The sequence below is a fragment of the Mesorhizobium sp. WSM4846 genome (assembly GCF_055811415.1).
In genome coordinates this window covers 1-11836 of the sequence record NZ_JBVVPZ010000079.1, presented here as the reverse complement: position 1 = coordinate 11836, position 11836 = coordinate 1, and the positions used below count along the sequence as shown (strand labels likewise).

General features: G+C 63.6%; 10 protein-coding genes and 1 tRNA gene. 7 read left to right on the top strand and 4 right to left on the bottom strand.

Features of this window, described 5'->3' with window-relative positions; genetic code table 11:
* Nucleotides 1-116 precede the first annotated feature (116 nt).
* The gene (locus tag AC0L15_RS32715; protein WP_473498363.1) at nucleotides 117-266 is read right to left on the bottom strand and encodes a hypothetical protein; all 150 of its coding nucleotides are present in this window, start codon (nucleotides 264-266) and stop codon (nucleotides 117-119) included.
* Nucleotides 267-518: 252 nt separating this feature from the next.
* On the opposite strand from AC0L15_RS32715, the gene secA reads away from it, so the two are divergent.
* The 4 genes from secA to AC0L15_RS32695 all read left to right on the top strand — a co-directional run bounded on the left by secA (nucleotide 519) and on the right by AC0L15_RS32695 (nucleotide 7453).
* The gene (gene secA / locus AC0L15_RS32710; protein ID WP_287245783.1) at nucleotides 519-3251 is read left to right on the top strand and encodes a preprotein translocase subunit SecA; all 2733 of its coding nucleotides are present in this window, start codon (nucleotides 519-521) and stop codon (nucleotides 3249-3251) included.
* A 374-nt stretch (nucleotides 3252-3625) separates the two neighbouring features.
* A complete protein-coding gene (locus AC0L15_RS32705; RefSeq protein WP_287246587.1) occupies nucleotides 3626-5026 on the top strand; it encodes a lipopolysaccharide biosynthesis protein in 1401 nt (466 codons plus the stop codon).
* Nucleotides 5026-6306 (top strand): GNAT family N-acetyltransferase, encoded by a 1281-nt coding sequence (locus AC0L15_RS32700; RefSeq protein WP_287245782.1) that lies wholly within the window; start codon nucleotides 5026-5028, stop codon nucleotides 6304-6306. The genes AC0L15_RS32705 and AC0L15_RS32700 overlap by 1 nt, the downstream gene beginning before the upstream one ends.
* A 538-nt stretch (nucleotides 6307-6844) precedes the next feature.
* Nucleotides 6845-7453, top strand: a complete 609-nt coding sequence (locus tag AC0L15_RS32695) for a hypothetical protein (RefSeq protein WP_128246128.1) — start codon at nucleotides 6845-6847, stop codon at nucleotides 7451-7453.
* A gap of 100 nt (nucleotides 7454-7553) precedes the next feature.
* On the opposite strand, the gene AC0L15_RS32690 is transcribed toward AC0L15_RS32695, so the two are convergent.
* Nucleotides 7554-7638, bottom strand: a tRNA-Leu gene (locus AC0L15_RS32690).
* 287 nt (nucleotides 7639-7925) lie between these two features.
* On the opposite strand from AC0L15_RS32690, the gene AC0L15_RS32685 reads away from it, so the two are divergent.
* Together AC0L15_RS32685 and AC0L15_RS32680 are read left to right on the top strand one after the other, a co-directional pair.
* Nucleotides 7926-8513 (top strand): YqaA family protein, encoded by a 588-nt coding sequence (locus AC0L15_RS32685; protein WP_091600122.1) that lies wholly within the window; start codon nucleotides 7926-7928, stop codon nucleotides 8511-8513.
* An 89-nt stretch (nucleotides 8514-8602) separates the two neighbouring features.
* Entirely contained in the window at nucleotides 8603-9121 is a 519-nt protein-coding gene (locus AC0L15_RS32680) for a disulfide bond formation protein B (RefSeq protein WP_287245780.1), read from the top strand.
* A 218-nt stretch (nucleotides 9122-9339) separates the two neighbouring features.
* Here AC0L15_RS32680 and AC0L15_RS32675 read toward each other — a convergent pair whose 3' ends face one another.
* Nucleotides 9340-9897, bottom strand: a complete 558-nt coding sequence (locus tag AC0L15_RS32675) for an HNH endonuclease (protein WP_023797250.1) — start codon at nucleotides 9895-9897, stop codon at nucleotides 9340-9342.
* Between the two features lie 229 nt (nucleotides 9898-10126).
* A complete protein-coding gene (locus tag AC0L15_RS32670) occupies nucleotides 10127-10768 on the bottom strand; it encodes a DNA-3-methyladenine glycosylase family protein (RefSeq protein WP_128246124.1) in 642 nt (213 codons plus the stop codon).
* Nucleotides 10769-10859: 91 nt separating this feature from the next.
* On the opposite strand from AC0L15_RS32670, the gene gluQRS reads away from it, so the two are divergent.
* On the top strand, nucleotides 10860-11735 hold the full coding sequence (gene gluQRS, locus AC0L15_RS32665; protein WP_287245777.1) for a tRNA glutamyl-Q(34) synthetase GluQRS: 876 nt from the start codon (nucleotides 10860-10862) through the stop codon (nucleotides 11733-11735).
* Nucleotides 11736-11836 lie beyond the last annotated feature (101 nt).

Below are 11836 nucleotides of genomic sequence, written 5' to 3'. Positions count from 1 at the left end.
CCCCCCCCCCCCCCCCCCCCCCCCCCCCCCCCCCCCCCCCCCCCCCCCCCCCCCCCCCCCCCCCCCCCCCCCCCCCATTTTTTTTTAATGATACGGCGACCACCGAGATCTACACCCTAGAGTTCGTCGGCAGCGTCAGATGTGTAAAAGAGACTGGGTTGGGCGGGCGCGGTGTCCTGCGCCATCGCTGGCGACAGCGACAGCGCCGTCAGCCCGAATGCCAGGCCAAGGCTGGCGAGCGACGCGCGGCGGAACAATAAGGACATACAATTAACTCCAATGGGGGATAGCTAGGGCGGGATGGCTTCCAGACCAGCCGGATTGTGGCGGAATTTGGCACGGTCGTCAGGGCCAGCGCGCCGTTGACATCGATTGAGCCCCCTCTTATCTGTCCAACGACTTTGCGTCCAGAACCGTTTTCCGGGCGCTTTTTGCGTTTGTCCGCGTTTCACGTGGATTTGATGGGGCCGGCCGGCACCCGTCGCAACGACTTGGAATGCTATCGAAAGGACCATTGAATGGTCAGTTTTGGCGGTCTCGCCCGTAAGGTTTTCGGCTCCTCCAACGATCGCCGGGTCAAGTCGACCCGACCGCGCGTCGAAGCGATCAACGCCATGGAAAACGAGATGCGGGCGCTCTCCGATGCCGAACTGACGGCCCGCACGGAAAAATTCCGCCAGGACGTCGCCAACGGCGCCAGTCTCGACGATCTCCTGGTGCCGGCCTTCGCCACCGTGCGCGAAGCGGCGCGCCGCGTGCTCGGCATGCGCCCGTTCGACGTGCAGCTGATCGGCGGCATGGTGCTGCACAATGGCGGCATCGCCGAGATGCGCACCGGCGAGGGCAAGACGCTGGTCGCCACGCTGCCCGTCTATCTCAACGCGCTCGCCGGCAAAGGCGTCCATGTCGTCACCGTCAACGACTATCTTGCCACACGCGACTCCGAATGGATGGGCCGCGTCTACAAATTCCTCGGCCTTACCGTCGGCGTCATCGTCCATGGCCTGTCCGACGAGGAACGCCATGCCGCCTACGCCGCCGACGTCACCTACGCTACCAACAATGAGCTCGGCTTCGACTATCTGCGCGACAATATGAAATACGAGCGCGCCCAGATGGTGCAGCGCGGCCACAGCTACGCGATCGTCGACGAGGTCGATTCCATCCTGGTCGACGAGGCGCGCACGCCGCTGATCATTTCCGGTCCGCTCGAGGATCGCTCGGAAATGTACAATACCATCGACGCCTTCATGCTGAAGCTCGAGCCGGCCGACTATGAGATCGACGAGAAGCAGAAGACCTCGATCTTTACCGAGGAGGGCACCGAGAAGCTGGAAAACCTTTTGCGCGACGCCGGCCTGCTCAAGGGCGAGTCGCTCTACGACGTCGAGAACGTCGCCATCGTCCACCACGTCAACAATGCGCTCAAGGCGCACCAGCTGTTCCAGAAGGACAAGGACTACATCGTGCGCAACGGCGAGATCGTCATTATCGACGAATTCACCGGCCGCATGATGCCGGGCCGCCGCTATTCGGAAGGCCTGCACCAGGCGCTCGAGGCCAAGGAGCATGTGGCGATCCAGCCCGAGAACCAGACGCTCGCCTCCGTCACCTTCCAGAACTATTTCCGCCTCTACAAGAAGCTCGCCGGCATGACCGGCACGGCGCTGACCGAGGCCGAGGAATTCGCCAACATCTACAATCTCGACGTCACCGAGATCCCGACCAATCTGCCGGTCATCCGTATTGACGAGGACGACGAGGTCTACCGGACCGTCGAGGAGAAGTACAAGGCGATCGTCAGGGAGATCAAGGAAGCCCGTGAAAAAGGCCAGCCTACCTTGGTCGGAACCACCTCGATCGAGAAATCCGAGCTGCTGGCCGCACGCCTGCGCAAGGAAGGTTTTACCGATTTCGAGGTGCTGAACGCCCGCCACCATGAGCGCGAGGCGGCGATCGTCGCCCAGGCGGGAAAACCCGGCGCCATCACCATTGCCACCAACATGGCCGGCCGCGGCACCGACATCCAGCTCGGCGGCAATGCCGACATGCGCATCGCCGAGGAGCTTGGCGACATGCCGGCCGGCCCCGAGCGCGACGCCAGGGAAAAGGCAATCCGCGACGACGTCGCCCGGCTGAAGGAGAAGGCGCTCGCCGCCGGCGGCCTCTACGTGCTCGCCACCGAGCGCCATGAGTCGCGCCGCATCGACAACCAGTTGCGCGGCCGCTCGGGCCGCCAGGGCGATCCCGGGCGCTCAAAATTCTTCCTGTCGCTGCAGGACGATCTGATGCGCATCTTCGGCTCCGAGCGCATGGACGGCATGCTGCAGAAGCTTGGCCTCAAGGAAGACGAGGCGATCATCCACCCCTGGATCAACAAGGCGCTGGAAAAGGCGCAGAAGAAGGTCGAGGCGCGCAACTTCGACATCCGCAAGAACCTGCTGAAATATGACGACGTCTCGAACGACCAGCGCAAGGTGGTGTTCGAGCAGCGCCTCGAGCTGATGGACGGTGAAGGCCTGTCCGAGACCATCGCCGAGATGCGCGAGGGCGTCATCGAGGAGATCGTCGCCAAGGCTATTCCCGAAAACGCCTATGCCGAGCAGTGGAACGTCGCCGGCCTCAAGGCCGAGGTCGCCGAGTTCCTCAATCTCGCCCTGCCCGTCGAGGACTGGGCCAAGGAGGAGGGCATTGCCGAGGACGATATCCGCGAGCGCATCAGCCAGGCCGCCGAGACCGCTGCCAAGGAGCGTGCAGAGCGCTTCGGCCCCGACGTGATGGCCTATGTCGAGCGCTCCGTGGTGTTGCAGACGCTTGACCATCTTTGGCGCGAGCACATCGTCAACCTCGACCACCTGCGCTCGGTCGTCGGCTTCCGCGGCTACGCGCAGCGCGACCCGCTGCAGGAATACAAGGGCGAGGCGTTCGAGCTGTTCCAGGCAATGCTGGGCAATCTGCGCCAGGCCGTCACCGCGCAATTGATGCGCGTCGAGCTGGTCCGCCAGGCCGCCGAAGCGCCGCCGCCCGAGGCGCCCGACATGTTCGGCAGTCATCTCGACGGCACCACTGGCGAGGACGATTTTGACGGCGGCGAGACCGGTCTTCTGGTTCGCCAGGAGACCCACGCCACCGTCGCCCCCGAAAACCGCGACCCGCAAAACCCCGCCACCTGGGGCAAGGTCGGCCGCAACGAGGCCTGCCCGTGCGGGTCAGGGAAAAAGTACAAGCATTGCCACGGGGCGTTCGCGTAAGCACCCACTTCCCTTCTCCCCGTTCACGGGGAGAAGGTGCCCGAAGGGCGGATGAGGGGCGACGCCAACGCCCACGATTAGCCAATCTCCCCGCCCGTGGGGGGATGGCCGGCTGGCGAGAGGGGGGCGCTGTCCCGTCGACACCGGAAATGGGCCTTCAGCTCTTATTTCTTTCCATCAGCTGGCCTGTCGTTTCGTCGCGTTCTGCCGCGAACGGTGAACATGGCAAATGCCGGCGCCCCTCATCCGCCTGCCGGCACCTTCTCCCCGTGAACGGGGAGAAGGGAACACTCCTACCTCCCACCCAACCGTTTCTTAATGTGTTTTGACTACACCTAGACCCGAAAAGAAGCCGAGAACGGAGTGTGATCAGGGTGCGCTTTTCCGCGGCGACGACAGCCGGGCGGTTCCTGCCGCAGCGCCTTGCGCTGCGCGCAAAGCCGCTGCTTGGCCGCATCGATGCCGTGCTGTTCACCGCCGACGAGCGCGGCGAAGCCAGCCGCATGTCGCTGATCGCCTTTTCCATCCGCATCGTCAGCGCCGTCATCGCCTTCGTCAGTCAGGTGCTGATGGCGCGCTGGATGGGCTCGTTCGAGTATGGCATTTTTGTCCTTGTCTGGGTGACGATGGTGATCGTCGGCAATCTCGCCTGCCTCGGCTTCCACACCTCGATCATCCGCTTCATTCCCGAATATCGCGAGCGCAACATGCTGGCCGAACTGCGCGGCATCGTGCTGACCAGCCGCCTGTTCGTGCTGGTCGCCTCGACGGCGATCGCCGGACTGGGCGCGCTCGGCGTCTGGCTGCTCTCGCCGTTTATCGAGAACTACTATGTCGTGCCGTTCATTCTCGGCCTCATCTGCATGCCGATGATCGCCATGTCCGATCTGCTGCAGGGGCTGGCGCGGGCCAACTCGTGGGCGCTGTTTGCGCTGGCGCCGACTTATCTGGTGCGGCCGGTGCTGATCCTGGCGCTGATGGCGCTGATGCTTCTGGTCGGCTTTGCGCCCGATGCCAGGACGGCGATCTTCGCCTCGATCGTCGCCACCTATGCCACCACGCTCGGCCAGCTCATCGGCATCACTGCGCGCATCGGCAAAAAAATCCCGGCCGGGCCGAGGAAGCTGCATTTCGCGCAATGGTTCCTCGTGTCGCTGCCGATCTTCCTGGTCGAAGGCTTCTTCTTCCTGCTCACCAATGCCGACGTGCTGATGGTCGGCGCCTATATGAATCCCAACGACGTCGCCGTCTATTTCGCCACGGTCAAGACGCTGGCACTGGTGCATTTCGTCTATTTTGCGGTCAAGGCGGGCGTTGCCCAGCGCTACGCGCAATTCACCCATGGCGAGCCCGAAAAGCTCGCCGCCTTCGCCCGCGAAACCGTGTCGTGGACGTTCTGGCCATCGCTGTTGATGGCGCTGCTGGTGCTGGTGCTGGGCGAGCCGATGCTGAGCTTGTTCGGGCCTGAATTCGTTGCCGGCTACCCGCTGTTGTTCCTGCTGGTCTTCGGCGTCGTCGCCCGCGCCGCCGTCGGCCCCTGCGAAAGCCTGCTCACCATGAGCGGCAACCAGAATATCTGCGCCGCCGTCTACGCCATGACGCTGGCCTTCAACATCGGCCTCAATCTGGTGCTGATCCCGCTTTTCGGCCTGTGGGGCGCGGCGATGGCCACCGCCTTCGCGATGATCTTCGAAGCCGGCGCGCTGTCCTTCACGGTCTGGCGCAGGCTCGGCATCGTCATGGTCATTTTCGTAGCCGCCAAAGGAGCCGCGTGATGGCTGCCATCCCGTTGCTCGAGGAAACCAGCGGCGGCCCGGCCGGCGCCCTGGTGTCGGGCCTCGCCGGGCTCGCCCGCGAAGCCGATCCCGCCCATATCGAATTGTTGGCCAACGGCCGGCCCCAGCGCAAACTGGCAATTTACGCCGCCTCCGCCGGCTTCGACCTGGTCGAGGAACTCGACTATCTCTGCGCCCGCACGATCGAGCCCAACGTGTTCTTCAACCCGCGCTTCCTGGCACCCGCCATGCCGCGACTGGAAGACCGCGAGGTGCGGCTGGCGGTCATCCGCGACGGCGACGAATACCGCAACCGGCTGCGCTTGCTGGTGCCGTTCTCGGTGGAGCGGCCGGCGACGCCGCTCGGCGTGCGGGTGATGCGCACATGGTCGAGCCCGTTCGGGCCGATCGGCACGCCGCTGGTCGACCGCGACGATCCCGTCGGCGTCATCGAGGATTTCTTCGCGATGCTGTCGCGGCCGCATCTCAAAGTGCCAAAAGTCTTCGTGCTGCCCGACATCCGGCTCGACGGCCCGGTGGCCAGCCTGCTGGCCACCGTCGCCGAGACGCGTGGCCTGACGCTGGTCACCACCGGCAAGGCCGAACGGCCGATGCTCGAAAGCGAGATCGACGGCGATGAGTATCTGAAGGCCTCGCTGCGCTCGCACCATTATCGCGAGTTCCGCCGCCTAAAACGCCGCCTCGCCGACCTGGGCAGGCTGGAGCATCAGGTGGCGCGCGGACCGGAAAACATCCGCCATGCCATCGAGCGTTTTTTGACGCTCGAGGCCGCCGGCTGGAAAGGCCGCGAGCGCACCGCCATGGCCATCGACCGCTACCGCGCCGCCTTTGCCCGCGAGGCCGTGCACCGGCTGGCCGAACGCGACCTGTGCCGCATCCATTCACTGACGCTCGATGACCGCACCATCGCTTGCCTGGTCGTCTTCGTCGAGGCCGGCGTCGCCTACACCTGGAAGACGGCCTATGACGAGACGCTCGCCGCCTATTCGCCGGGCACGCTGCTGATGATCGAGGTGACCAGGCAGCATCTCGACGATCCCAACATCATGATGACCGATTCCTGCGCCGTGCCCGACCATCCGGTGATGAGCCGGCTATGGACGGAGCGCCGGCCGATCGGCACGCTGGTCCTCGGCCTGACGCCGGACGCCGACCGCCTCGCCCGCCAGGCGGCGTCGCAGATCCACCTCTACCGCGAAACCCGCAACATGGCGCGCCTGCTGCGCAACCGGGTGAAGAGCTTGCTGGGACGGCGGTAGGGCAAAGTGCGGCTCCCCTTCTCCCCTTGTTGTGGGAGAAAGTGGCCTCGCGAAGCGAGGTCGGATGAGGGGTGCTCCAGTGGCACCCACAGCGCTCCGTCCAGCAACCGTCTTGGCGCTGCGCGCCAATCCACCGCCCGGGGCGAGTCACGGGCCTCGCCCGCCCTTCGGGCCCCACAAGGGGAGAAGGCAGAGAGGGGCAGCGACGGCTTATGGTCGCGGCGCATCATCCAGGACCATCGCCTGGTCTACCGCGCCGCCGCGTCGCTTCGCTCCTTGCTCCGGCCTGGGAATGACGAAGGCGCAGGGGGCTTACGCTAATCACCAGCGCTGGAAATTGGCAGCTGCAGGCCGGCGGCAGCGACCGTCCACAGTCCCTTTCAGACTCAGTCGAAGAACTGTGTCGAAGGCCTAGGTCATCAGGGTTAATTCTCCCAACCAGCGGAAAGGATTAGCATCGGCGACAATCTCGGCCGCGCAACCAGCATCATTGCCCCCTCGGTCCTGCACGGCCAGAACAAAAATCTGGGAGGAATGCATGACGAAAACAATTCACTTCAGGCGTCGCAGTATTCTCGCTTTGACCGGCCTCATCGGCGCCTGCCTGACTGCGGCCGCGGGTCAGGCCGCCGAGCCCGGCAAGGTCGAGATCGATGCCCTGAAACAATCGCTTTCGAAGTACGAAGACTACAAGGCCGCCATTCGCGACCTCTACCTGTCGACGGTCGGATGCGTTTATTACAGCGGCGAAAAAGTGGCTGGAGCTATGGATTACCCGAAGGGCGCGATGGGCATTCATTTCGTCAACGTCGCGAGCGTCAGCCCGACACCAGATCCGGCGCGCCCCAATGTCCTTATCTATGAGCCGGTCGACGGCGGCTTGCGCCTGGTGGCCGTGGAATGGCTTGTTCCGCTGACGCCCGACACCAAGGAGCCGCCGAAACTGTTTGGACAGACGTTCCAGGGGCCGATGGAGGGGCATTATCCGCTTATTCCGGTGGAGTTCTACCATTACGATCTTCACGTCTGGCTGTTCAAAGACAACCCACTTGGAATGTTCAGCCCGACGAACCCCGACGTGAAATGCGACAATTACGCGTTTCCGATGCCGGAGCAGCCGACCAAGATGGTGCCGGGGCCGATGTAATGGCGACTTAGTCTACGCAATGGCCCGGCCTCAATTGGGGTATCCCAGGTGCGCCTGGGATAACCTCCCACCGAGCTTTCAAGGTGTCTCGGGTAGAAAATGGTGCCCCTAGCCGGGATCGAACCAGCACTCCTTGCGGAACTCGATTTTGAGTCGAGCGCGTCTACCAATTCCGCCATAGGGGCTCAGGCCGGGCGGCCTGGATGGGCGCGGACTATACGGTTGGAGGCCTGTTCGTCAACTGGCCAATTCGGGGTGGCCAATTCCGGCCATGTGGCTTTCGCTCGGCCGCGGCCTTTCGATTTCGTGAAGCTACGGCCATTGTGCGGCGCGAAAAATCTTTCTAGACAGGCAGCGCATTGAAGCGCGTCGCGTCTGGAGAGATTCATCTGGCGCGCTTTTGGTCTTGGTTTTTATGCATTGTTGTCCCAAAGGCGCTGCGCATTTTGGGCGACGTGCATCAGGAGTGCCGATGCTTCGCGGACTTTACGACTGGACCTTGTCGCTGGCGGCGAAGAAATCCGCCGAATGGTGGCTGGCCTTCATCGCTTTCGTCGAAAGCTCGGTGTTTCTGGTGCCGGCCGATGTGCTCTATCTGCCTATGGCGCTGTCGCGGCCGGATCGCGCCTATCGCTACGCGCTGGTCGCCACGCTGGCCTCCGTTCTGGGTGGCATAGCCGGCTGGTACATCGGCCACTACGCCTATGACTCGGTGGCGCGGCCGATCCTTGAATTCTACGGCAAGTATGACGACTTCGAGACACTGCGCGTCTCGGCGGGCACCGGATTCATCGTCCTGATGCTGATCACCTCCGGCCTCGCCCATCTGCCGCCGATCAAGGTGGTGACGATCCTGTCCGGCGTCATCGGCACGCCTTTGCTGCTGTTCATCGTGCTGGCGATCGTGGCGCGCGGCGCCCGCTTCCTGTTCCTCGCCTGGCTGCTGCGCCGCTATGGCGAACCGATCCGCGAGTTCATCGAAAAACGCCTCGGCATGATCGCCGGCGCTGGCGCCGCTGCCCTGATTTCGCTCTATATCGTCGTCAAATACGCGTTTTAGAGCATGATCCCGAACCGAAGGTCAGCGTAGCAAAAAGTGGGCGCCGGCTTTCGGAAAAGATGCTCAACAACAAGGCGAACGGCAGATCGATGACAGCGACCGTGAATGCCGACCCTGGACGCCAGCGCAGGCGGACGGCGTTGTTCCTCGCCGCCGCCATGACCGCCACCGTCGGCTCAGCGCTGGCCTTCCAGCATCTCGGCGGCTACATCCCCTGCAAGCTCTGCCTGGAGCAACGCACCCCCTATTACATCGGCGTGCCGCTGATGCTGTTGGCGGCGGCTGCGTCGACATTGCGCGCCCCCGCGTGGCTGACACGCGGCCTGCTGGCCGTCGGCGGCCTGCTGATGGTCTACGGCGTCTATCTCGGCGTCTATCACTCCGGTGTCGAATGGGCGTGGTGGCCGGGGCCGACCGACTGTGCAGCGGCTGCCGGTCCGGTCGATACCGGCGGCAAGGGCGTGCTCGATGCGCTCGACAGATTCGTCCCGCCCTCCTGCGACAAGGCGGCCGTGCGCATCCTCGGCTTGTCGCTGGCCGGCTGGAACGCCATCGCCAGCTTCGTCCTGGCCGTTATCGCCTTCCGCGGCGCCTTTGCCCGCGACTGAGCGCTTCACCCTTTTGGGCCGACGCGAGATCATTCAAGAATTCGGCAGGCTGAGTCGTATGAAGTGATTTTCGAGAACCGGAGCGGAGCGTACTTCCCGCATGTCCCGGAAAAGTGGTCCCGGTTTTCCGACAAGGACATGCGGCAACGAAACTACGTGAGCACCGGAAGCGCAGAAAGCTTCGTCAGGCGACCGGCATGGCGGATTTCTGCCGAACTCTATGGCTCCAGTTCGACATCCCAATAGAGATAATCCATCCAGCTTTCATGCAGATGGTTGGGCGGGAACAAGCGGCCATTGTTGTGCAGGTCGTGCACCGTCGGCTGAAAAGGTTTCTGCAGCGGCCACATCTTGGCGTGCGCCGGCATCATGCCGCCCTTCCTCAGATTGCAGGGCGAGCAGGCGGCGACGACATTCTCCCACGTCGTTGCGCCGCCGCGATGGCGGGGAACGACATGGTCGAAGGTCAGATCCTCCGGCGTGCCGCAATACTGGCACTGGAAACGGTCGCGCAGGAAGACGTTGAAGCGGGTGAAGGCCGGATGCCGCGATGGCTTCACATAAGCTTTCAGGCTGACGACGCTCGGCAGCTTCATCGAGAAGGTCGGCGACGATACCGCGTGCTCGTATTCGGCGACGATGTTGACCCGCTCGAGGAACACCGCCTTGATGGCGTCCTGCCACGACCAGAGCGACAGGGGGTAATAGCTGAGCGGACGGTAATCCGCGTTCAGCACCAGTGCTGGAAGCCCATCCGGAGATACGGCAACCGTCACGTCATTGACCTCCTTGGTTCAGCGCATGACCCCGAAATCGGTTCGATTTTCGGAAGGGATCATGCGCAGCTTCAAAAAGTCCTACAGCGTCCTTTGCGCATCCAACTGGATGCGCGGCGCTGTAGCCTGTCGGCGCTGATACTGTAAGCCCGACATGACAGGGATGTGAAGCGGCTTGTCGATCAATCGCAGCGCTAAAAATGCATGATTTTCATGCTTTTTTACGGATTCAGCCAGGCGGCGCGGCGTCCCTGCCCCGGGTTTCACGATAATACGCCCAAAAAAGCCGTGATGCGACACCGCGCCACGGGCTCCATGATTCGGCGAGCTTGATCAGCGTTTTCTCGGGCGGGCGCGGGTCGATGCCGAGCGCGTGGCCGACCGCGCTCTGTAGGGCAACGTCGCGTGCCGGGAAGACGTCGGGGTGGCCGGCGGCGAACAGAAGATAGACTTCCGCCGTCCACGGACCGATGCCTGACACCTTGGTCATCGCCGCGATCGCCTCCGCGGCGTCGAGCAAACAGAGATGATCGAGGTCGAGCCCATCGACCACCGCCTGGGCGACGGCGATCAGCCCGCGCTGTTTCGGCCGCGACAGTCCGGCTTCGCGAAAGATGGCTTCGTCAGCGGCAAGGATGGCTTGCGGCGTCAGCGGATCGACGAGTTTTGTCAGCCGCCCGAACATCGCGTCGGCGCTGGCGCGGGATACCTGCTGCGAGACGATGATCGAGGCAAGGCTTCTGAACCCCGGCTCGGACAGCCGAAGCGGCACCTCGCCGGCCATGCCGCGCACCTTTTCCAGGCGCGGGTCGAGCAGGCAGAGCGCGTCGAGCCCTTGCGAGACGTCGTCGAGCGTGGCGATGCGTTGCATGTCTGCTTGTTCCCGGCGCAAAGTGGCAGATGTAATCAGGCGCAAAGTAGCAACTGGCGAAAGCGCCGCACAACCCGATTGCCGCCGAACGATGACACTCCTGACATTCCGCTTCGCGCCGAGCCCGAATGGCGAACTGCATCTCGGCCATGCCTATTCGGCGCTGCTCAATCAAAAGTTGGCCAGCACAACCGGCGGGCGGCTGTTGCTGCGCATCGAGGACATCGACACGACGCGCTGCACGCCGGAATTCGAGGCCGGCATTTTTCGCGACCTGGAATGGCTCGGGCTTGGCTGGGAACAACCGGTGCGCCGTCAGTCCGAACATTTTTCGGACTATCAGACGGTGCTCGATCGGCTGATCAGCGAGGAACTCGTCTACCCGGCCTTCATGAGCCGTGGCGAAATCCGCGCCTTCATTGCCGATCGCGAAAGGCGCGGCCGCGACTGGCAGCGCGACCCGGACGGGGTGCCGCTCTATCCCGCCGTCGACAAGGCGTTGACTATGAGGGAACGCCAGCGACGGATGGCCGAGAATGCGCCTTTCGCCTGGCGGCTCGACGTCGATGCTGCAATGGCGCGCGTCGGCACGGGTCTGTCATGGCTGGAATTTTCCGATGAAAGCCTTTCCACGACACGCACGATAGAAGCCCGCCCGCAGGACTGGGGCGACGTGATCGTGGCGCGCCGTGAAATCCCGACAAGCTATCATCTCGCCGTCGTCGTCGACGAGGCGCTGCAGGGCATCAGCCACGTCGTGCGCGGCCAGGACCTCTATTCCGCCACCGGCGTGCAGCGCCTGCTCCAGGAGATCCTCGGCCTCCCGCAACCAAGCTACTTCCACCATCGTCTGGTCCTGGGCCCGGACGGACGAAAGCTGTCGAAGAGTTTTGCCGATACCGGCCTTGCCGCCTTGCGCGAGGCCGGCGCATCACCGGAAGACGTCCGGCGGTTGGTTGGGATTTAAATCAATTCCGTTACCTCAGAGCGTCACGACGGTGCAGAACCTTTGATGGCGGAGCGAGGCGCCCCCCTCTGTCCTGCCGGACATCTCCCCCACTTGGGGGG